General features: G+C 36.0%; 20 protein-coding genes, 1 pseudogene, 1 CRISPR repeat array and 1 riboswitch. Of the genes and pseudogenes, 16 read left to right on the top strand and 5 right to left on the bottom strand.

Annotated features, from left to right (window positions below):
• From csm4 to I6760_RS04020, 10 genes are all read left to right on the top strand, one after another.
• Window positions 1-999, top strand: coding sequence for a type III-A CRISPR-associated RAMP protein Csm4 (gene csm4, locus I6760_RS04065; RefSeq protein WP_196593205.1), 999 nt, complete (start codon window positions 1-3; stop codon window positions 997-999).
• A complete protein-coding gene (gene csm5 / locus I6760_RS04060) occupies window positions 996-2,225 on the top strand; it encodes a type III-A CRISPR-associated RAMP protein Csm5 (protein ID WP_196593204.1) in 1,230 nt (409 codons plus the stop codon). Before csm4 ends, csm5 begins: the two co-directional genes overlap by 4 nt.
• A gap of 17 nt (window positions 2,226-2,242) precedes the next feature.
• Complete coding sequence (gene cas6, locus I6760_RS04055; protein ID WP_196593203.1) at window positions 2,243-3,037, top strand: CRISPR system precrRNA processing endoribonuclease RAMP protein Cas6; 795 nt, start codon at window positions 2,243-2,245, stop codon at window positions 3,035-3,037.
• Window positions 3,038-3,053: 16 nt separating this feature from the next.
• A complete protein-coding gene (gene csm6 / locus I6760_RS04050) occupies window positions 3,054-4,376 on the top strand; it encodes a type III-A CRISPR-associated CARF protein Csm6 (protein ID WP_196593202.1) in 1,323 nt (440 codons plus the stop codon).
• 24 nt (window positions 4,377-4,400) lie between these two features.
• Window positions 4,401-5,396 carry a CRISPR-associated endonuclease Cas1 gene (cas1, locus tag I6760_RS04045; RefSeq protein WP_196593201.1) on the top strand — a complete coding sequence of 332 codons (996 nt, stop codon included), beginning with the start codon at window positions 4,401-4,403 and terminating at the stop codon, window positions 5,394-5,396.
• Between the two features lie 49 nt (window positions 5,397-5,445).
• Window positions 5,446-5,766: a CRISPR-associated endonuclease Cas2 gene (cas2, locus tag I6760_RS04040; RefSeq protein ID WP_196593200.1), complete on the top strand. Its 321-nt coding sequence runs from the start codon at window positions 5,446-5,448 to the stop codon at window positions 5,764-5,766.
• Between the two features lie 204 nt (window positions 5,767-5,970).
• A CRISPR array of direct repeats spans window positions 5,971-9,018; the repeat unit is 35 nt; unit sequence ATTAAAAAACATAAGCCCCGTAAGGGGACGAAAAC.
• A 1,028-nt stretch (window positions 9,019-10,046) separates the two neighbouring features.
• Window positions 10,047-10,223: riboswitch (cobalamin riboswitch) on the top strand.
• Between the two features lie 441 nt (window positions 10,224-10,664).
• Window positions 10,665-10,832, top strand: coding sequence for a hypothetical protein (locus I6760_RS04035; RefSeq protein WP_196593199.1), 168 nt, complete (start codon window positions 10,665-10,667; stop codon window positions 10,830-10,832).
• A gap of 77 nt (window positions 10,833-10,909) precedes the next feature.
• The gene (locus tag I6760_RS04030) at window positions 10,910-13,558 is read left to right on the top strand and encodes a TonB-dependent receptor (protein ID WP_196593198.1); all 2,649 of its coding nucleotides are present in this window, start codon (window positions 10,910-10,912) and stop codon (window positions 13,556-13,558) included.
• A gap of 364 nt (window positions 13,559-13,922) precedes the next feature.
• Window positions 13,923-14,912, top strand: coding sequence for a hypothetical protein (locus tag I6760_RS04025; RefSeq protein WP_196593197.1), 990 nt, complete (start codon window positions 13,923-13,925; stop codon window positions 14,910-14,912).
• 663 nt (window positions 14,913-15,575) lie between these two features.
• Complete coding sequence (locus I6760_RS04020) at window positions 15,576-15,848, top strand: hypothetical protein (protein ID WP_196593196.1); 273 nt, start codon at window positions 15,576-15,578, stop codon at window positions 15,846-15,848.
• A gap of 32 nt (window positions 15,849-15,880) precedes the next feature.
• Here the strand turns inward: I6760_RS04020 and I6760_RS13035 are convergent, their stop codons facing one another.
• Complete coding sequence (locus tag I6760_RS13035; protein WP_196593195.1) at window positions 15,881-16,177, bottom strand: AzlD domain-containing protein; 297 nt, start codon at window positions 16,175-16,177, stop codon at window positions 15,881-15,883.
• Window positions 16,174-16,833 (bottom strand): AzlC family ABC transporter permease, encoded by a 660-nt coding sequence (locus I6760_RS04010; RefSeq protein WP_330997981.1) that lies wholly within the window; start codon window positions 16,831-16,833, stop codon window positions 16,174-16,176. Before I6760_RS04010 ends, I6760_RS13035 begins: the two co-directional genes overlap by 4 nt.
• Window positions 16,834-17,195: 362 nt before the next feature.
• On the opposite strand from I6760_RS04010, the gene tnpA reads away from it, so the two are divergent.
• The 6 genes from tnpA to I6760_RS03980 all read left to right on the top strand — a co-directional run bounded on the left by tnpA (window position 17,196) and on the right by I6760_RS03980 (window position 21,037).
• Window positions 17,196-17,513: an IS66 family insertion sequence element accessory protein TnpA gene (gene tnpA / locus I6760_RS04005; protein ID WP_407947294.1), complete on the top strand. Its 318-nt coding sequence runs from the start codon at window positions 17,196-17,198 to the stop codon at window positions 17,511-17,513.
• Window positions 17,503-17,673: an IS66 family insertion sequence element accessory protein TnpB gene (gene tnpB / locus I6760_RS04000; RefSeq protein WP_196593193.1), complete on the top strand. Its 171-nt coding sequence runs from the start codon at window positions 17,503-17,505 to the stop codon at window positions 17,671-17,673. Before tnpA ends, tnpB begins: the two co-directional genes overlap by 11 nt.
• A complete protein-coding gene (locus I6760_RS03995; protein ID WP_231036084.1) occupies window positions 17,627-17,884 on the top strand; it encodes a hypothetical protein in 258 nt (85 codons plus the stop codon). Before tnpB ends, I6760_RS03995 begins: the two co-directional genes overlap by 47 nt.
• 385 nt (window positions 17,885-18,269) lie before the next feature.
• Window positions 18,270-19,652, top strand: a complete 1,383-nt coding sequence (gene ltrA, locus I6760_RS03990) for a group II intron reverse transcriptase/maturase (protein ID WP_231036083.1) — start codon at window positions 18,270-18,272, stop codon at window positions 19,650-19,652.
• A gap of 406 nt (window positions 19,653-20,058) precedes the next feature.
• Window positions 20,059-20,370, top strand: a complete 312-nt coding sequence (locus tag I6760_RS03985; protein WP_196593192.1) for a hypothetical protein — start codon at window positions 20,059-20,061, stop codon at window positions 20,368-20,370.
• Window positions 20,357-21,037, top strand: a complete 681-nt coding sequence (locus I6760_RS03980) for a nucleotidyl transferase AbiEii/AbiGii toxin family protein (RefSeq protein WP_196593191.1) — start codon at window positions 20,357-20,359, stop codon at window positions 21,035-21,037. Before I6760_RS03985 ends, I6760_RS03980 begins: the two co-directional genes overlap by 14 nt.
• Window positions 21,038-21,160: 123 nt before the next feature.
• On the opposite strand, the gene I6760_RS03975 is transcribed toward I6760_RS03980, so the two are convergent.
• The 3 genes and pseudogenes from I6760_RS03975 to I6760_RS03965 form a co-directional block, all read right to left on the bottom strand.
• Window positions 21,161-21,313, bottom strand: a complete 153-nt coding sequence (locus tag I6760_RS03975; protein ID WP_330997980.1) for a transposase domain-containing protein — start codon at window positions 21,311-21,313, stop codon at window positions 21,161-21,163.
• A gap of 33 nt (window positions 21,314-21,346) precedes the next feature.
• A pseudogene (gene tnpC / locus I6760_RS03970) lies at window positions 21,347-22,081 on the bottom strand (IS66 family transposase); the annotation flags it as partial.
• Window positions 22,082-22,142: 61 nt separating this feature from the next.
• The gene (locus I6760_RS03965) at window positions 22,143-23,246 is read right to left on the bottom strand and encodes an ISAs1 family transposase (RefSeq protein WP_196592972.1); all 1,104 of its coding nucleotides are present in this window, start codon (window positions 23,244-23,246) and stop codon (window positions 22,143-22,145) included.
• Between the last annotated feature and the right edge of the window lie 18 nt (window positions 23,247-23,264).

Below are 23,264 nucleotides of genomic sequence, written 5' to 3'. Positions count from 1 at the left end.
ATGGACTATCATATATATAAATTGTCATTTACTACTCCCTGCCGTTTTGGATCAACGGCAGGACTTGATAAAAGTGATGTTATTTGTCAGGCGGACACTTTCTTTTCAGCACTAGCCAATGAATGTATAGCTTTCTATGGCACTGATAAATTGCAAATACTAAAGCAAAGTGTAGACAAGGGGCAGTTCTTAATTAGTGATTTACTGCCATATGATGAAGCTTGTTTATTTTTGCCTAAGCCGTTATGGACAGTAGATAAAAAAAATAAGCGGGAAAGTCTTACAGTCATAAAAACGCGTATGGGTGGAGCAAAAAAATTAAAAAAACTGCAGTATATACCTATATATGATTTTGAAAACTATCTTGAGTGCATGAAAACGGGTAAAATTTACATTGAAGAGGAGGATGATAAATATATAACTGCTGATGACATATATCAAAAGCAGTTAATAGAAAAAGTAAACTGCCGTGGTGAGGAAAGTCTGCCCTATTTTATGGAACAAGTGCATATTAAAGCAAACTGCGGCCTTTATTTTATAGCGGCAACAGCAGGCAGTGACGATATAAAATTATTGGATAAATTGCTGCAGTTATTAGTATATACGGGCATTGGTGGTAAGCGCAGCAGTGGTTATGGTAAATTTACTTATACCAAAGAAGTATTAAAAGATAATAATGATGGAGAAGATACAAGCAATTTATATCATTTATTGGCAAAATCACAAGGGCAGGTATATATGAGTCTATCAAATATGATACCGGCACAGACAGAAATTGATCAATTACAGGAAGGTTCTTATCGGTTGTTGCCGCGCGGTGGCTTTATAACAGATGAAAATTATAGTACAGTTCCGCTTAAACGCAATCGATATTTTGCGGTTATGCATGGCAGCTGTTTTAAACAGCCTTTGGCAGGGACAGTCATCGATGTTAATGATAATGGCAGTCATCCTGTATATAGATATGGTAAAGGAATATATGTGAGGTTAGAGCTATGAATGAGTTCTTGCAAACAAAAAAAATGCAGCTGAAATGTTTGGCGCCCATCCATATTGGCAGTGGCAATAAGCTAAGTAAAAATGAATATATTTTTGCTAAAAGTAAGGGTATTATTTATTTATTACAGCAAAATAAATGGCTGCAGTTCTTACAAAATTTTAATCCAGCAAATGGGAAAAAGGGGGCTTTATCTGAGTCAAAGGCTCAGATAAAGGATTTTGCCGCATTGGCACAGGCACTGGGGCATAAAAGCAAAGACTATTTACAGGAATACAAAAAATATATCATTCGCAACGCCGGCAATGGAAAACCATTGCCATTATATCAATGGTGTATAGATAATGACATAAAAATGACAGATGCAGCCTCATGTGCTTTAGCGCAAACATATATAAAAAGTGATAAAAATGACTTGAATGATATGATGCCCTTTATGCGCCAGGCTGACGGCAGTATCTATATTCCCGGCAGCAGCATAAAAGGGGCAATAAGGACAGCATTATTATATAAGCAGGTAAAAACAGCGCCGCAATATAAATCGTGGCAAAGAAGTTTGCAGCAGATAAGGCCGTCGGCAAAAAAAGACTTTGACAACTTAGCCAAAGAAATAGAACGGGCAGTTTTTTATAAATATAGAGGTTTTACTGATAAAGGACGGTGTGTAACTGATGCCAGGGCAGATATAATGCGCGGATTGCGCATTGGCGATGCCTGCGTAAATGGTGCTGTTAAAACACAGGTTTATCGTAAATGTGATATCAGCCTGTATAAAGATAAACAGGGAGAAGCTGTAAAAAAACTGCCATTATATCGTGAATGTGTGCCTATTGATACGAGCTTTTCTTTTGCTATGACTGTGGAAAAACAATTTATGCAGGCCTGTGGGGTTAACTCGATTGAAGATGTTTTGCAGATAATGGCAGATTATACAGCAGAAATAGTAAGTCTGGAAAAAGAAGTTTTTAATGCCTATGGACAGTACTGGAATGGCAGAGAAAATATGGCTAATATTATTATTGGCGGCGGCAGTGGATTTCTTACCAAGACAATTATTTACTCCTTGCTGCCACGAATGGAAGCAGTTAATGTAGTAAAAAATTATTTGGATTATAAATTTAAAAAACATAAGCATAATATTTTAGATCGACAGGTCTCGCCTCGAACATTAAAAGTAGCAGGTGATATAAATAATATGTATCATATAGGCTTAGGTCTTATAGAATAAATAAAAAAGAGATAGTTATGATAAAACAATATATATTTAAAATAACACCGCAGGATAAAAATGAACGAATTAACTTTAATATGGGCTCCATCATGCATGGCTGCATGATAGAGTTTCTGCCCGAGCAAATAGCACAGCAACTGCATAATGCATCTGCTCGTCCATATAGCCAAGCCGTTTATGTAAAAAAAAATATTGGTTATTGGCAGATAAATGCCTTAACGGCGGAAATGAATAATTACTTAGAACAGCTGGCAAAGCTATGGAATGATAATATAATCTATCTGCGTCAGCGCGATAAAAAATATCATATACAGCTTCATAATATATCAACGGGTTATTCATATAAGGATTTTAGCAGATGTTTTTTTACCATAGCACAACCGCAGCGCAATTTGCATATAAAATTTATTACGCCGACATCATTTAAAAGCAATGGTGAGTATCAACTGTTTCCCAATATAAAGCTAATTTTGGCCAGCCTGTATCGAAGATGGAATGATTTAGCAGACAGTATAATTTTTGAAGACGAAGAAGCTTATAAAGATATATGCAAGAGTACATTTATTCGTGGATATAATTTATCATCGAGGCGATTTGGTTTGGAAAAAGTAAGAATAACCGGATTTAGCGGCGATATTGATATTTTTATAAAAGGGCCGGAGATGACAGTGCGCTGGCTGAATATGCTGTTTGCCTATGGACAGTTTTGCGGTATTGGTATAAAAACAGCATTAGGTATGGGGAACGTGGAAGTATGGGCAAAAAATCGTGAAGATAATAATACCAGTGTAACAGCACTGATTAAATAAAGAGAGGAAAACAATTATGGAAGAATGTGTTCTTTTTTCACCAGTAGGCAGCACCGATCCGATACGCGGTGATTTTGACGGGCCAATGCTGCATATTGTCCGTTATTATAAGCCAAAGAAAGTATATTTGTTTTTAACAGCAGAAATGGCTAAACGTGACCGGGAGAAAGATATATATGTATGGACGTTAAAACAGCTTGATCCTGCTATAGAAATTGTAAAATTATATCATGAAGATATAGATAAGCCGCAGATAATGGATAAGTTTGATAAATATTATCCAGAGGATCTAAGAAAAATATATGAAGAAAATCCTGATTGCACAGTGTTGGCTAATGTTACATCGGGAACAGCACAGATGATGACATCATTACGATTTTTTGCAGCAACGGCAGATTTCCCCATAAAATTAAAACTTATTGCTGTGGATACACCGGCAAAAAAATCTAATCACAGCGTAGCTGTAAATGATGAGTATAATAAAGAAGAAAGCTGGGCCAATAATCTTGATAATATTACAGACAGCAGCGAGATTGAAGTACGCTGCAAAGAAATAAAGCATGATAATATAAAAAAAGCTTTGGTAAAAAATATTATTGTCAAATATTTGGAAACATATGATTATAAAGGGGCCTTGACTGTTTTACAGACAGCTGAATATTTTTTTGCAGCTGATTTAAGACTGATGTTAAAGGCGGCTGATTACAGGCTGCATTTAGAGCATAATAAGGCAAAAAAATGTTTTGACAGCAGCAGTTTAAAATATAAAGAAGTATATCCAGTACAATCAAGTGACTGCCGGGATATATTTGAATATATTATGCATTTAAAAAAATTAGGAACGCGTAATAATTTATTAGAATTTGCCCAAGGTGTATCACCGGTATTATATAGATTAAGCTACATGATATTAAAGAAATCATTAAATATTCCTATGGATGATTATACATTTCAAGATGGCGGCGTAAGAAAATATAAAGAAAGTAAACTACCTGATAGCTATAAGAAAGAACTGGAAAAAGAATTTAGAAAGATGAATTATAATATGCCGGTTAATACATCTAATCTTTTACCGCTTATTAAATATGAAGCAGAAAAACAAAAAAAAATGCTATATTATGATTTAATGAATAAGTTACGGGATTTTGAAAAAAATGTACGTAATATAGCAGTCCATGAAATTATTGCTATATCAAAGGATACATTTAAAAAAAATGCGAAAACTACGTGGGAAAAAATCATTAATGATATTGAAAAATTATATCAAATAATATTTGCTGGCAATGCTGACTGGAACAGCTATGATCATATGAATGAAAAAATAAGGCAATATTTATAATGAAAATACTTTGGGGTGGGAATAATGAGCTTTGCCTATATTACTGAAGAAGGTGCTAGGATTCAAAAAAAAGGCGATAAATTTATTGTGGGACGTAATCTGGAAACTATCATGGAAATACCGGCAGAAATACTGGAAGGCTTGGTACTAATAGAAAGTGTGCAGGTATCTTCACAGGCAATGGTTGCGCTATTACAGCAAGGGATTCCTGTTACTTGGATATCGTCAATGGGGAAATTTTTTGGACGATTAGAATCTACACAGCATGTAAATGTGACAAAGCACAAACAGCAGATGCTGGTGCAGGATACCCCGTTTGCTATAGAACTAAGCAAAAAAATAATAGCGGCAAAAGTACATAACCAAATTGTGATACTGCGTCGCTATAACCGCCATAAACAATCAAATGAAATAAGTACAATAATAAGCAACATTTTGGCAACAAGAAAAAATATAAATAGTGCAACTAGTAAAGAACAGATTATGGGATATGAAGGGATTATTGCCCGCTTATATTTTGAGGCCTTAGGTAAAATAGTATCAGATCCATTTACATTTAAAAAACGCAGTAAGCAGCCGCCGCGTGATGCTGTTAATTCTATGCTCAGTTTTGGCTATACACTGGTCATGTATGAATTATATACAGCTATTGAAAATAATGGTCTGCACCCATATTTTGGATTTATGCATGCATTAAAAAACCACCATCCGGCGTTGGCTTCTGATTTATTGGAAGAATGGCGTGCTGTTATTGTTGATTCGATGGTATTGGCACTAATACAGCATAATGAGATAAAACTAGAACATTTTCAAAAATCTGAAACTAATGGAGGTGTATATTTGACAAGAGACGGGCGCAGTATATTTTTACGTGCTTATGAAAAAAAGATGCGTACTGTTAATAAATATGAAGAAAGTAAAAAATCTTACCGTTATGCCTTAAATAAACATGTTAATTTATTTTCACAGGCATTGACAACTCTTGATACAGGTGCATATTTACCAATATTCATTCGTTAAAATATATAGTTATGTAAATAAGAATTATTGAACAAAGAGGTATTATATTATGAGTGATGTTTTTACTGATGAAAATGAATTTGTGGCTGTTGATGATAAAAGATACATAGTTCTTATTATCTATGACATTGTTGATAATAAATGCCGTAATAAAATGGTTAAATGTTTAGAAGGATTTGGTACACGGGTGCAAAAGTCAGCGTTCGAGGCTTATCTCGATAAAAAACGTTATGAAAAGCTGGTAAATAAAGCTAGCCGCATAGTAAATACACAGGAGGATTCGTTGCGTATTTACTTATTAGCAGATCATACTTCAGTGCGTTCATGGGGAAAAGGCCATACTCATGTAGAAGACGTTATTATTTTCTGAATCCTTCTGGTACTATACATTTTAACAGTAATATGCTATAGTAAAAAAGTATTATAAATAAGAAAGTGAATTCGCGCCGTTGCTATAATGGTGGGACTTAGAGTGTTATTATGCGAAAAAATATTAGTCAAAGTCATCAAAAAACTAATCTGCGCCGCAAATTGTTGAATAAGCTCAATAGCAATAGAGTTCACAGCAGACAGGATTAAAAAACATAAGCCCCGTAAGGGGACGAAAACTTATTGAAAATGCTAGTAATATAAAAATTATTAGCATAATTAAAAAACATAAGCCCCGTAAGGGGACGAAAACTGCCAATTTCCATCACAGTGTTTTGAAAGCACTGAATTAAAAAACATAAGCCCCGTAAGGGGACGAAAACCTTCACACTTACAATGTTTTCGCCTATTTTTACTACATTATTAAAAAACATAAGCCCCGTAAGGGGACGAAAACTTTTATCCCTCCTTTTACGATAATTGCGGTGTAATCAGCTTATTAAAAAACATAAGCCCCGTAAGGGGACGAAAACAAGTTTTTTGATATAGTGTATCACGAAACAAAAGCAGATTAAAAAACATAAGCCCCGTAAGGGGACGAAAACTATAATATGAATACCTTCAATTGTTTTACCTTTAATAATTATTAAAAAACATAAGCCCCGTAAGGGGACGAAAACTATGATTTATTATACCAATACTGTTAAATTCTTCAATATCATTAAAAAACATAAGCCCCGTAAGGGGACGAAAACTATTTACCTTCATATAAACGACTTAATTGATAAACAAAATTATTAAAAAACATAAGCCCCGTAAGGGGACGAAAACTTTTTTAAAATTAAATATTAAACTTATTATTACTATCAAATTAAAAAACATAAGCCCCGTAAGGGGACGAAAACTGTTCTGAATAATCAAATATAACATGAATCCCTTCTATAGCAATTAAAAAACATAAGCCCCGTAAGGGGACGAAAACTTAATACCTTTATATCTTGTATAGATACAAACAATATCACAAATTAAAAAACATAAGCCCCGTAAGGGGACGAAAACAATAACTCCTATATATTGCACCGATTTACCTGCAATATTTATTAAAAAACATAAGCCCCGTAAGGGGACGAAAACTACGATATCATTATCTGATACTAATTTATAACCATTTTTCACAGATTAAAAAACATAAGCCCCGTAAGGGGACGAAAACACATTCTTTATTTGTTTTTCTATTATTTATAACAGCTTTAAATTAAAAAACATAAGCCCCGTAAGGGGACGAAAACTCTATGACTTTGTGTGAATATACCTTGTTTTGAGCAGAAGAAATTAAAAAACATAAGCCCCGTAAGGGGACGAAAACCACATATATTATAATAGTGCAATACCTTTTATAAAATAAATTATTAAAAAACATAAGCCCCGTAAGGGGACGAAAACATTGCTTTCTATGATCCCCGTTTAGAATATAAAACAATGTTTATTAAAAAACATAAGCCCCGTAAGGGGACGAAAACGGTTTTACAAATGGATATAAGAGAAGAAATATTAAGCTTATTAAAAAACATAAGCCCCGTAAGGGGACGAAAACACATTTCTTTTAAATTCAGCAATACTTATTTTTTTCATATTAAAAAACATAAGCCCCGTAAGGGGACGAAAACCAGAATTTCATAGTATCTCTATCGAACCAATGGCTCCCTTTATTAAAAAACATAAGCCCCGTAAGGGGACGAAAACTGTTTGATAAAAGTTATCTTCAGAAGTTACAAAACAATTATATTAAAAAACATAAGCCCCGTAAGGGGACGAAAACTTGATCTGTATAGTCTATCCATTATGTTTTTAATATTGTTTTATTAAAAAACATAAGCCCCGTAAGGGGACGAAAACAGTATTTGTTAAGTATAACAATAGATCAGTACTATATGTTAATTAAAAAACATAAGCCCCGTAAGGGGACGAAAACTTAATGACAAATCTTTTATTTATGACAACGGAATTGTTTTTATTAAAAAACATAAGCCCCGTAAGGGGACGAAAACATGATAATATTTTTGTTCATTTGTACATTTAAATTTTGAAATTAAAAAACATAAGCCCCGTAAGGGGACGAAAACGATTAAAATGAAAAAAATAGAAATGATGAGTAAAGTAATGAAAATTAAAAAACATAAGCCCCGTAAGGGGACGAAAACTTCTATAATATCTTTAAATGTTTCAATTTCTTTTTTATTCATTAAAAAACATAAGCCCCGTAAGGGGACGAAAACTTTGGAAATTATACAATGCAAATGATATGCATGCAGGTACACCATTAAAAAACATAAGCCCCGTAAGGGGACGAAAACTTTAATTGTTCTCTACAGTATTCGTATTGATCACACTTGTATTAAAAAACATAAGCCCCGTAAGGGGACGAAAACTACTGCGCAATCAAGCGGCTTACGTTTTTTTCTTACTCTTTAATTAAAAAACATAAGCCCCGTAAGGGGACGAAAACGTTTTTATTAAACTAGCCAATAATGGTGTTAATCCTGTAAATTAAAAAACATAAGCCCCGTAAGGGGACGAAAACTTCACAACAACAATATAGTCATACCTACATTCTCTTTTGCAATTAAAAAACATAAGCCCCGTAAGGGGACGAAAACAAGCCTTTAAAGCAATAACTTGCTTTAATTAGACTAGTCAATTAAAAAACATAAGCCCCGTAAGGGGACGAAAACGGTGACATTTCCCCTATCACTTTTAAGATTGGTAACAGAATAGGCAATTAAAAAACATAAGCCCCGTAAGGGGACGAAAACGCGGAAAAAGATATAACTAATGCAAACTTAAGAATATTAAAAAACATAAGCCCCGTAAGGGGACGAAAACTACTTTAAGCAGTATAATGTTATTGTACGAAGTAATGCTGAAATTAAAAAACATAAGCCCCGTAAGGGGACGAAAACGTGTCCTTCTAAGCGGTTCTTAAGGTTTATAAGTTTTCTTATTAAAAAACATAAGCCCCGTAAGGGGACGAAAACCTTCATGCTATCACCTCTTATAATATTTGGCTTACATAATTAAAAAACATAAGCCCCGTAAGGGGACGAAAACTCAATTAACGTGCTGATAGTGCGCATTTTTTTAGGATATTAAAAAACATAAGCCCCGTAAGGGGACGAAAACTTTGTTTACATCATAAGACTTTAGAAAATCTGCACCTAATTAAAAAACATAAGCCCCGTAAGGGGACGAAAATCATGTATAATGTTAGTAACTAACATTGTAAAAAATGTATTCAGCAGTCTATACTATTATGGTTATCCTTAACATAGAGGGAAGAATGCAACCCACCACCGCTAAAGCGGTCCCCCGCCCTTCTAAGGGCGGACAAAAGGATCATTTGCATAAATGAATAAGCGATTGACTAAATAGTGTGCAGAAAAAAATATCGCTAATCCTGTATTGTAATTACAGTGATTAGCGATATTTTATATGGATTTATAATTATTAATCGGCTAAATAAGTTTTCCCGCTACAGTTTTATGAAGTGGTATTTTACATGGATTTATAATTATTGGCTACAGTTGTTTTATATTTTGTTACGCCAGGACAGATGATTTCCTATCAGCCCGGGATTATGAACAATCGGCTGGTCGGCGAAGTTTTAAATATATACAAGAAACAGGCATGGTTTTCTGTCCGCCCTTAGAAGGGCGGGGGACCATGCACAGCATGGTGGTGGGTTGCATAGATAGAACACTGGAAATCAGCACGTTGCTGTATTACGGCATTGACAACGGCAAAATAGGTATGGCCTTGTTAAAACGATATTATAATAATAGATAATGTATACCCAATAATTCATCATTAAATTAAATTTTTAATATATTGGCGAAGTTTTAAATATATACAAGAAACAGGCATGATTTTCTGTCCGCCCTTAGTGTCGCTTCCCAAAAGTATTTATTTGTTTCGGTACTTTTATTCATAAAATGAGAAGCAAATATATACAATATTAATTAATTATTCCAATGATAAAATATAAATAAATTATTAATAAAACTTCAATTTATAATCTGTATAATGAATCTAAGAGAAGAAAATTCACTAGTTTAAAGGACAATAATAAAAAATAAATTAAAATTTTTTAATAAACTAATAATTGTTATTGCATTTTGTATTATGCAATGGTATACTACAGATAAAGAAATAAATTAATACTATTCAATATTAATTCATAGTTCGTGTAATTATATATGGTTATAATTACATAGATTATGATAATTTCATATGAATGAAATAGGTGTCCGTAAGGACTTAATAGAAAATCCGGTATAAAGCCGGAGCGGTCCCGCCGCTGTGAGGATGAGCAAAACGCAAAACACCATTGGGATTTATCCTGAGAAGGTGCGGCAAGCAATGAATCCGAGCCAGAAGAACTGCCTGTTTAACGATCACCGTTAGCATTATTTGTGATGCTTGTACCTACGAGCGATAGGGAGGAGATTTCGCAGCGGCAGTATTTTCTGTCGCAAACGAAATATGCTGTTACAGCCTTCATCTGTTCGCGGATGGAGGCTTTTTATTTACACACCGTCATACAAAATAATATAAATCAACGAAAACAGATACTTATACTGAATTTACAAAAAATTCAGTATAAGTATAAAGCACCAGCTGTTTTCATCATCCACATAAACCTGCGAAAGACGGATAGACACAGCAAGCCTGCTTTGTCACGGAGAGTGCCTAAGGAAGGTCATTTTGTGCTGCCCTAAGAGAGTGGCATGTATCTATCGGTCAGAGAATCACTGTGTAAGCAATGATTTCGCAGGGATTTTTTGTATATAAATTCATATTGTGCCGGTTAAAACAACGTAATGTTTATGAAAAGCTGCATAAATGGCAAAACTTCATAAACAGATAATTTACGTTATTCCTGATAATTTCAAACATAACAGCGTAATAACATATATAAGAACCGTAGTGATTACGGGAATAGCCTGTGGAGATAATGTAAGACGTGCCTTTTGCGCAACTGTCTGTGAAACAGGAATTCAGCGGCTTTAGTTATGGAGGTTCAGGGCGAAATAAACAACGGATAGCCGGTACAATAGAAAAATAAATAAAAAAGGATGAAGTGATTGATGCAGAGAAGAGCCGGAAAAAGGAATTATATCAAAGAGGCAGCAGCATGTATAATGGCATTAAGCATCATAATACCATCAACTGCATGGGCAGATAAGGCACCGGATAAGGTAAAGAAGGATGACAGCGGTGACGAGGCCGCTTATGATCTGGGGAAGCAGACCGTAGAAGCCAAGCGCCCCGACTGGGAAGCAAAGCTTTCCCCGGGAACAGTTACCATTATCCGTCCCGATGATTATATGGGCGAGCAGAAAACTCTGCCGGAACTCTTAAAACAAGTGCCGGGCGTACATGTCCGCGAAGTAAACGGTAAAGGGCAGTATACTACTGTCAGCGTACGTGGGTCTACTACAGCCCAGGTCGGTGTATTTGTTGATGGAGTGCTGTTTAATCTGGGCGGTGATGCTGCGGCAGATATATCGACTATCCCTGTAGACAACGTTGAGCGCATCGAAGTATACCGCGGCTATATACCGGCACGGTTTGGCGGTACATACATAGGCGGTGTAATAAATATCGTGACGAAAAGACCTACTAAAGCCAAAGCTGTGGCGTCAGTAGGCAAAAGTTCCTTTGGCGGCTGGAAAGGTAATGTGGAAATAGATGCCCCGCTGGGCGATGGCAGTGTACTGGTAGGCTTAAACCGTGATCAGAGCCACGGCGATTTCAAATATAGAAATTTCGCTGTAACAGATGAAATCAAAAAATGGGCTGCTGAAACATATGAAGGGGTAATTAATCCTAAGGATGGTACTTATAATATATCTGCAAAAAGAGTTTATGATATCTTAAAGACGCAAAATTTAACGGGCATGTTAAATAGTAATTATAGGGATATGTTGAGTAATTTTTCATCAACAGAAGCAAGTAAAGAGCAAACAATACAATTGCAAAATTTATGGATAGGTGATACGCAGTTTAATGAACAGATGCAGGCAGCGATTAATGCGGTTGACCAAAGTCAGCTTACTAGGAGGCAAAAGAGATATTTGAATAGTGGTTATTATAAAGCCATGGATGGTTTTATTGAGAACTACAATTATGCAAAAGGTGTACTTGATGCAACAAAAAGTGCTGACCATTGGCGTAAGTCTAACGATTATAAAAATACGGATGCAATTGTGAAATGGCAGGATAATCACTGGCTGACCAAAGTAACCTGGAAACAAATCAAGCGCCACCTGCCGTTTCCTCTTGATGGTAATTACGCACCATATTGGTCTATAGATACGGAATGGGCTTATAACTATCCACGTGATTGGTATTATCACCGTAATCAGGAGCTGACGGATAAGGAAGCGTTAGTAGGACGCAGAGATAGCGTAGGTAATTTGGAATGGGGCTGGAGCGTTGACTATCTGAAACAGAATAAGAAGTATTATGTTGATGATTGGCAGACTTTTGTAAAAGAAAATGGGGTTACAGTGCAAACCTATTCACCTAATACATTCTGGAGTCAATATGGCAGCAATAAATGGACCGGCCAGATTGACGGGAGCTACAAAGCCGGCAATAATAACTTGATCGAATTCTTGATTAATGGGTCCAAGGAAAAAATGAATATAAATGGCTGGCGCATGTTTGATTATGACTTCCATTCGGCAGATATTCGCAAAAGGTGGCGCAACTATTACGAGCAAAAGTTATTCAATGTTCAATTGCAGGACACGGTCACGCTGAATAAGGCAGCGGACTTTTGGCTGACGCCAAGCATCAGGTATAATAGGTCGACAATTCTGGGACGCAGTGAATGGTATGACGAAAAGCATGATCCGCAGAATGTTAAGTGGCTCAGGCGGACTGATGAACAGACAGACGATAAAGTGACATGGCAGCTGGCGCTCAAGAAACAAATGAATAAGAACTTCACGCTAAGGGCGACCGGCGGCAGTTATTTCCGCCTGCTGAACATGTATGAAATTGCCGGTGATGGTGCGGGTATCTGGCCGATGCCGAATGTCGGCGGTACGGAGAGCGTGTTCCCGCGGCCGGAAGAGGGCAAGCAGTGGGATCTAAGCGCTATCTGGGATGGCAAGGTGCTGGGGGCAAAGCAGGCCCATTTGCAGCTGACCTATTTCGGACGTGATTCCAAGCGTATCCTGGAGCTTGATTCCTGGAACCATTTTTTCTTTGTTTATAATAATGCCATCAGCGGCAAGATTAATGGTGCTGAAATGCAGGCAGACATGTCGTGGCAGAAGTGGGATCTAAACCTGCAGGGAACTTATATGCAGCCGAGAGATTTAGTTTATAACGATAGTTTTTTGCCGCAAGCTGGCTATTGGCAAAATAACGGCGTGTTTAAAGGAGTGATGACATATCAGCCTAGATGGGAAGGGACGACAAGAGTTACTTACCGTCCAGATAGAAACTGGAGCTTATTCACGCAGTTACGCTATGTAAGCGATATGTACATCAACGAACTACCTCTTACAACGGGAGAATATGAAAATCAATCTTCTTTGACTACTTGGGACTTGGGCGTGAAGTATAAGTTTAATAAAGTTTTTCAGGTAGCATTGGGGGTTAACGATATGTTTAACAAAGCAATTGATATGTATAATAAGTATTATTTCAATGATGTAGAGAATATCAAGTATCCGATTGCAGGCAGGAGCTATTATCTGACATTACAATATAATTACTAAAAATACCAGACTATTCAAGGGGGTGGTTCCGATGCCTTAATCAGAGAATGTTTAATAATTCTTGGGTAAAATAATAATAATAACTTAAGGGAAGGTGCTAAAAATGGTTCAAAATTTACTAGCTTTTACCGCAACAGATAAAAACTATTCTAAAGGGTCTGCTGGAGCGATAACGGGTGAACGCAATGCACTGGCAAGTGCGCTGGGCGCGGTAAAGAATAAGATAAGCAATCTTAAGGGTGATCCTGCTTTCTTTAATTTTTTTGATAGATCTAAAAGCCGCCTGGTTTTGCGCCAGTATAACTATACTTCTGTTTCGGAACCGAATCAGATTATTGACCCGCAGGCAGCGAACTGGACTTCATTGATAACGCCGCTAGTCTGGCCGGCTATTGCCAATCTGCATGGTGTAGCGACTAAAGGGAAATGGTTTTATGGTACAGGTTATGATTTGTCGAAAATTGCGGTAATTGACATGGATAATGAATATAAACAAAAAATTGAATATACATTTCCAGCAGATTTTAACAACTTCAATAATCCATATAGTGATGGGGTCTACCACGGTGAGGCGTTGACTGTAGCTGGCGATTATCTGTATGCATTATTCTATGTCAATAAAGGCAAGGGCTACCTCAATTATTACGACAGCATTGTTGCCAAATTCGAAATAGACACTGCTACAGGAGAACTCTATTTTGAAAGTTATGTGACCGTGGGCAAGAATACATTCACGCTTGATCTCTATGAGAATAAACTCTACGCTTGTTCTCTTGGCGGCATGCAGCAGGTCGGCACCGGTAATGCGGATACGAATATCTGCATCATTGACTTGGATAATTTCACGCAAAATGGTGTGGTTACGGTAAATATTGCTAACCCGCTTACCGATGGTGATATCCGTGATATTTCAATCGTAAATGACGATAATGTATATGTTTTTGCCGGACATTATGGCGGTAATTATACTAATTTTATTGGCAAAGTATATCATACCAGTCTGGCTAATCTTACGAACCCGACGCTTTGGACACCGATAATAACGGTCGATGATCATGGTTACTTATGGGGCATTTATGCCGATGGTTACAGACTCTGGTTTGTTAAAGGGACACCGATTGCTGTTTATAACGGTACGCCAAGTACTGCGGTCAGTGCCGATAGAACCTTCAGCATTACTGATATGAGCGATTATGTAGGCGGCAACCTCAATTCCGCATGCTTTATTGCACCGGATAAAGTTGTTACCCGCGGTGTGGCTGCTCCAGCTGTTGCTAAGTCTATGGCATCGCAGATACGTCTGGCTCGCGAAGCCCGTGAACTGGCAAAGAAATTGCAAGAAAAAGACAAATAAATAAATTGTCCGTAAGAGAAATACAACAAGCACCCCGGAGCAGTCAGCAGCTCCGGGGTGCTTGTCGTTTATAAAGCGAAATCTTGCTTATGACATGGATGGTCATAAAGATGTATTAGGTCTTTGGATTAATGAAATTGAAATTGGTTCTTTTTGGGAGGGGGAAAAGGATAGCGACTAAAATAAAATATTTAAGTTTTATACTGGAGCAATTAACAGGATTCTTCATAAAGAAAAAATATACAAGAATCAGCCTGAATCAATGCTATTTATACAATATAACTGTGATAAGTACCGTCTTTTATATAGTAAATATATTAATAATGTATTTCTTACATATAGTATTTGTATTTACCATATACTTTAATTGTGCTTTTTTGAAAATAAAAAGGAGGAATAGCATATGGCGGTAGTTGTAAAAAAGAAGTCGGTTACAATGACGTATAATAAATTAGATATCTAACTTTTTTATTAAAAATCGACATTAATCGTCGAAGTTTTGCAAAATAAGTCTTACATTTTCTTGCAGCATGTTAATTGTTTTTTCACTTCGATTTTGGAGCAAGCGTATTATCACAGTGGACTGTATACGAGCTATTATCATCAAATTTATTTTATGATTATTTAAAAACTCTACGAGTAGAACTGAAAATACGTAGAGATATGTGTATAAAAATATTATGTCAAATTTTTAAGGATATAGCTACGTGGAATATACCAACTGGTGGGTTTTATATATGGATTTGTTTAAACAAGCCTATTTCATTGGAAAAGCTTTTTTTTGCAGCGTATAATAAAGGTATTTTAATAAACCCAGGAAATTTATATGATATTTCTGATCAACAGCATATAAGAATTTCCTATTCATATGCTAACGAATCAAAAATGATACAGGGATTAGAAGAACTTGCTAAAATAATAAAAGTAATATGGTAGAAAAATAAATTATATATATATACCTATCTTGGTTAAAATAAATGAAGTAGAATTACGCATAATGTACTACAGAGAATAATGATAATTAAATCCATATTTAATAATGATAATAGTATCGAAGTACATCCACCAATTATTGCATAGTAAAGTCCTCCAGAAGAATTTAGTATTGCTGGAAAGATCATACATGAAAGAGCGGCATATGGTATATAGTATAGAAATGATCTTATAAAATTAGAATTGCTGATGTCTTTCGATAACATTATAGGTGTTATTTTAGGTATCCAAGTGGCTATAGCCATTAAGAATATTATCACTACATCTCTCATTGTTTAATATTCCTTTCTATGGGAAAGAATATGGCTCCCATAATAGCAGATACGGTAGTTGCAATTATAATACTCCAACCAGCTGGTAATTTACTAAATGTTGGTATCCAATTGATGAAAGAACTTAGTGCAATTGAGATTAGGGTAATTGAAAATGCTGCTTTTGATTTTTTTACAGAGGGAATAAGCAAACCTATGAACATGGCATAAAGCGCAATATCCATACTGTTTTTTATTATGGGAGGAAGAGTATTTGCCATGGATATTCCGATTATTGTTCCTAAGAACCATGATAAATAAGGTGTTAAACATAAACCAGAAAAATAGTTTAAATCAATTTGTTCTTTGTTTTTTAATGATGAAATGGTGAAGATTTCATCTGTAAGAAAAAATCCTAAAAAAAATCTTATTAGTTTTGGTAATGTTTTTGGGAATTTTTGCATTATAGAAAAAGCCATTAAAAAATATCTGGAATTAATTAAAAAAGTAGTAAAAGTTATTTCCCAGATGGGTATTCCTGTAGATATTAATTTTATCCCGATAAACTGACTTGCTGCTGCAAAATGTAATAAAGACATTGTAATAGCAGCAAAGGGAGATATACCTAATGATTTCGAGAGTAATCCAAATGTAATGGCAATAGGAATATATCCAATAGCTATAGAAAGACCATCTTTTACACCACGCTTGAAGTGATAAATTTTTGAGAAGAAAGTATTTTATTAATCTGTGTATATTTAAGACTATCTTTTCTCATGCTAACTCCTCCATAAAGTAATTAATATATTTTTTTGTGATACTTAATAGTACATTATAGTTTATGGGAGATTTTTGTATACAGCCAATTAATTTTAATATTACCAACTACTTATGTAACCGCAAAATAAAACAGTGGCTATAAAACATACCTCAAACATGAGATAATTTCTTTAGAGTTTTCAGAGCAGGTCGAAAAACTCGAAAAAGTCTAAAGGGGGATTTTCTCATAAGTACTAAAGAATTAACAAGACAATATCGTTTGCAGCAATGGCGGAAGTATTTGAAAGAGCGAGCGGGCAGCAATCTTACAGTAAAATCTTTTTGTGAAAAGTATGGTTTAAACGTAAAAAGTTATTATTATTGGCAGAAATTAATCCGTAATGAAGCAGGTAAGTCTTTAGCAGGTGCTATTGTTCCTATTAATATTTCCGCCTCATTAAAATCAGCAGCTGTTCCAACAAAAATCACCATTCGTTATGGTAATTTTTGCTTGGAAACACAGGATAATATACATCCTCAATATCTAGAAGAAACGCTGATGTTATTTATAAAAATGGAACAGAAGTATGCTCGGTGACATATCTTCAGTAGAACATATTTATATAGCCTGTGGTCATACGGATATGCGAAAGTCAATAGATGGCCTTTGCTGTTTAGTACAGCAAAAATATGACACAGCTGGAAGCTTCAATGAAAAAACGCATAACAACATTAGAAGAAGAAAACCTGCGTCTTAAAGAACAGGTTGCTTATCTACGCAAACTTATCTGTTTAAGCATTTACCGACATTGCCGCTCATACGTGATCTGGAACTTATTAATAGATATCTTCCATGGAGCACAGATATTCAAAATAACTGCAAATAAAACTTTGGCAGCTATTACCGTATTTCTAGTATATGGTAATAGCTGCCTTTTTTCTAGTGTGCCCGGCATGGGCGCAGTCTAACGGGTGAAAGTCCCGAGTGCAGGTTAATAGTGCCAAGCACATAGCTTAAGGCAAGGGTGTCCATCGCGAGGTGGAATCTAAAGGAAGCCAGCGGCAAATCTCTGGTCTGACGAACAGAAATCACATATAAGGCAGGAGTAACCGGGTAAGGTTGCTAGACAAACCAAAGCCCAAAACTATTCGAGGCCAATCCTGTAAATGTGGCAGATGGATGGAGAGAAAGACTGCGTTCTTACCCGGGGAGGTCTCGCGGACATGCAGAAATAAAATTGAAACATGGTTGAAATAAGATTTATCGTGAGAAGTCAGCTGAGGTCATAGTACTGGAAGAAATCCAGGAAGGACCGAACAATAATAGCGTTCTTGGGCAGAGGGAGGAGAAGTCATGCAAAGAAAGCAGAAAACCAATAAAATGGACTGCCCTTGTAAGGGTATGTTGGAAACAGATAGTAGCAAGGGAGCGCAGAGCATGACATCGCTGGGAACTGCAACAAAGAACCGTGTGAACCTGTTAGAAATAATCCTAAGTCCGGCAAATCTCAATGAAGCCTATCTCAGGGTAAAGCGAAAGAAAGGCGCAGCCGGAGTAGATGGCATGAAAGTTGACGAAATGTACGGATGGTTAAAAGAACATAAGGAAGAATTCCTTGAATCGCTAAAGAACGGGAAATATAAACCACAGCCGGTACGGCGGGTAGAAATACCTAAGCTAGACGGAGGGAAAAGAAAGCTTGGCATACCAACAGTACTGGACAGAGTAATACAACAAGCAATAATGCAGGTACTACAGCCAATTTTCGAACAGACATTCTCAGACAACAGTTATGGATTCAGACCGGGAAAGAGTGCGCACCTGGCCATAAAACAGGCGGAAGCCTATTATAAAGAAGGATACACTAAAATAGTGGACCTTGACCTTGCACAGTACTTTGACACGGTAAATCATGACATGCTCATAAACATGCTCCGAGAAGAAATACAGGATGAGCGCGCAATAGCACTCATCCGAAAATATTTAAAGAGCGGAGTAATGGAAGGCGGAATAATAAGCCCGACAATGGCAGGAACGCCGCAGGGAGGAAACCTGTCACCATTACTGTCTAACATCTATCTTACAAAATTTGACAAACTGCTAGAAAGCAGGGGACATAAATTTGTAAGATACGCCGATGACTGTAACATCTATGTAAAAACGCCAAGAGCGGCAAAACGTGTAATGGAGAGCTGTATAAACTATCTTGAAGGAAAACTGAAACTAAAAGTCAACCGGAAGAAAAGTAAAATAGGCAGCCCATTGCGGGAAAAGTTTTTAGGATTTTCTCTGCACAAAGTAGTAGGGAAAATAGGAATCAGGCCACACCAAAATGTAATCTGGAAATTCAAGCAAAAGGTGAAAGAAATAACCGGCCGCAGTCGCGGCCGGTCAATAGAAAGCATCTTGCTTGAATTAAAAAATTATACAATAGGCTGGCTTAATTACTTTTCCATAAGCGATATGCGCAGCAGAATACAAGATTTAAACCAGTGGATTAGGCGTAGATTGAGAATGTATCTGTGGAAACAGTGGAAGAAAATTTCCGCGAGATTTAAAAATCTGAATCGATTAGGATTGTACAAAGGCAAGGCGTGGGAGTATGCCAATACAAGACTGGGGTACTGGCGCATCGCAAACAGTCCAATATTAGGCAAAACACTAACAGATAAATATCTTGAGTCGCTTGGTTATATGAATATAGCCAAGAAATATGAGATGTTTCATTCACGTTAAATTATTGAACCGCCGTATACTGAACAGTAAGTACGGTGGTGTGAGAGGTCGGTCATTCAATTAATGAGTGACCTCCTACTCGATTCCATTGTTTTATTAAGCGCTTACATATCAAATAAGGCTAGAATTCTTGCAGGATATTGCTGGGATTGGCCTAAAGAAAGTAACCGCAAAATAAAGCAATTGTAACAGTTATCATTATACTGACAAACAAGCAGAAGAAATTTTTACTGCTATAGCTTCTGTGGTCGTAAATTTGAAAGAAAAATTTGAGACACCTGTCAAAGATGGGAAAAAAGTATTTAAATTTGAAATGTAGAGAAAAATAGTGCAAAGATAACAGAAAAAGATATTTGCTATCTAATTTTGATATGTTATGATAGAAATAAGAAAAGTTGAAAGGAGGATGCACATTATGCTAAATACTATAAAGAACAAGGCTTCACTGGCTTGTCAGGTACGTATGAACATTCGTTGCAAAAAGGATATGTCTTATCAGACATTGGCCAAAATCTTGCGCAATGAACTACCATATTGCAAAGAGGAGCACCAACGGTATCTGCTAGGCTTTTTTGAAGAATGCTATCCGTCTTTGATGAAAAAATTTATGAAAGAGCAATCTATTTCACGTGCATCAATCATCACTCTTTTTAACCTCCTGCCAAATCAAGGTGAAAAACATAACTTTGAAAGGGCACTTAAAAATGGAGAATTCTAAGAAACTATTAAACTATGCAATTAATATACTGGAAGAAGGATCTGTTTCTTCAAATAATTGGTCAATAGGTGGAGGTACAATTTTAGCTAACACCTATAATCACCGTATGAGTAAGGATATTGATGTTTTCTTGGATGATGTGCAGCAACTATCAAGCTTATCACCGCGATTCAATAATAAAAGTGAAGATGCTTTGGATTATGACGAAATGAGTCAATATATTTCTTTGACTTTTCCAGAGGGCAAGGTTGATTTTATTGCTGGACCACAAATAACAGACTTCCCGGCTCAAAAGCAACAGTTTTTAGGTCGAGAAGTTCGCTTAGATGATCCGGTTGAGATTGTCAGTAAAAAAATATATTTCCGTGGAAATCAAGTTCTACCACGTGATGTATTTGATCTTGCTGTAGTATATAACAGTGACCGTAGGCAGGATTTAATTAAAGTCGCTTTTGCCATGCCAGATAAGATGAATACTTTTATCGATGCATTTACCAGGCAAATGCAAAATTCAGATTTTGAGCCATACAGTATAACTAATCATGACATGCTGCTTCCTGGTGGCAAATCGTTGCAAGGTAGGGAATTCAGTATCTGTCAGCAATTCATTCAGAAGATACAAGTTAAACTGAACAGGCCTCAGAATCTGAAAAAAAGTGTAAAATAAAGTACGTAAGTCGTTATCGATAACTTATACGCTGTAAGCGATCAATCAAATAGTGTATAGAAAAAATGCCGCTAATCCTGTATTCTACATACAAGGACTAGCGGCATTTTTATAACTTTATAATTATTGACTACAGTTATTTTTTATTTCGTCACTCCATGGCAGATAATTTTCTATCAGCTCAGGATTCTGAATAATTGGCTGGTTAGGTATGTTTTTAAATATATATTCAAGATATTTATAAGCATCTATTTTATTTGCCTTACAAGTTTCTATTATGCTGTATACCGCAGCACTTGCTTTGGCTCCTTTGGGCGAACCGGAAAACAGCCAGTTTTTTCGGCCTATGGTAAATGGCCGTATGCTGTTTTCTGCCAGGTTATTAGATATGTCACAATAGCCATCTTCTAAGTAGGTCTGCAATTTTTGTTGGTTGTTCAGGGCATAGTTTATTGCTTTTCCTAGTTTTGATTTTGGCAGTATTTTATTTTTGTTTATTTTAAGGTATGACTAATAGGCCTCCAGCAGCGGTTTTTCTTGCTGGAGACGTTCTTTTTGCCTGTTTTGTATGGGGCCTTTTATTAATAGTTTTTCTATGGCAAACAGTTTATTTATTTGTTTTATGCTTTCTTGTGCTATTGTCCCGGAAAGTTCATCAGTGTCAGAAGGTATTGCTTCAACGAAGTATCTTCTGGCATGGGCCCAGCACAGACAATGTTTTATGTTTTCTACTTTTTCATAGCCAATATAGGCATCGGTGTGCAAATACCCGTTATATCCTTGGAGAAAGTTTTGGGCATAATCGCCTTTTCTTCCTGGCTGGTATTCGAATATCCGGATGTTATGTATTGGGTCATATTTACCGCTGCTATACAGCCACATATAGGATTTTGCTGTGTTTTTACGGTTTTTTTCGCCCATTACCTGTACTGGTGTTTCGTCTGCATGAATAACTTTTTCTTGTAAAAGATATTCATGCATTTTTTTTATTATGGGCAGCAGCCACTCTTGTGCTGCTAAAACTATCCAATTAGCAAGTGTTGCTCTGTTTAGTTCACGTTCGTTTCATAAACAAGATAATTGTTCTTAAATAAGAAATGTTAGTTTATAAGTCAGCGACCTCACATAACAGTTGGCTATTCATAAGACATTTTAACAGATTAGCTTTAATGCTACATTTTTTAAGCTGCTTAGCTAAATATCTTTTATGTAGCAGTAATGCCAATTTTCTAAGGCTGTTTAAAGTTTTTTGCCCATTTTCAGATATAATAGAGCACTCATCTTCCGAAAAGGTTACATCTAACAGCCAATGCATGCTTTCAATTTTCCAATGTTCACGGCAAATATGTAAAAGCTCTTTGGCATCTGTATCCTTACTTGTTATATAATAACCAGTTTCATTACTGGTTCCACGGTTCGTTGTTGTAATACGCTTAACTGCAAATATTGAACTCAGTCCTGCCCATTCTTTATATCCATTCAGCCATTTAATATCTGAACATTTTTTGCAGATGCGTTTCTCAATTCTTCCTCCATTTTTTTCAACTGTCGTATAAGAATCTAATGTTTTGCTATCGAATTCTTCATCAAAGAAAAATTTAACATCATCGTGCAATGTCTTTTGGTTTTCCTTAAGCCCAAAAACGTAATTGCCATGCTTGGCTATAATTTTCTTGCAGGTTTCTTTTTGACAATGCATCGCATCAGCCGTTACTGTCTTGTCCTTAATGTTTAGATTATCCAATAGCTGCTGGAATACAGGAATCTCGTTCGTCTTTTCATGTATAGATTTTTGCCCTAAAACGATGCCGCTTTGTGTTAAATATACAGTTAATATTTGCAGTGCTGAATGCGGTGTACCTTTTTTAGAGGTACTACGGATTGCCTTCCCGTCTACAGCAATAACATCGCCCAAGTCACAGTATGCTGCATCATGCATTATTTCAATAATTACACTGGCTACTTTATCTGCGTCCATCATATTTAATATACGGCTGAAAGTAGCTTTAGAAGGGATTTTAGTGATATTAAATTTCTTTTTTAAAAATTTTGCATTGCTTTGTGCATAAGTTGTTATATCTGCCAGTTCATCTAATCCACACAATACGGCACACATTATTATAATAAGTATATCTGTTAAACTATGTTCTACATAGCTTGAATGTCTGTTATCTTCTATTATTGCAAATTTTTCTTTGATATAATCCATTTTTTCACCTATACTTTT

This window comes from Pectinatus sottacetonis, assembly GCF_015732155.1.
GTDB lineage: Bacteria > Bacillota > Negativicutes > Selenomonadales > Selenomonadaceae > Pectinatus > Pectinatus sottacetonis.
This window is presented reverse-complemented; position numbering and strand designations above follow the sequence as displayed.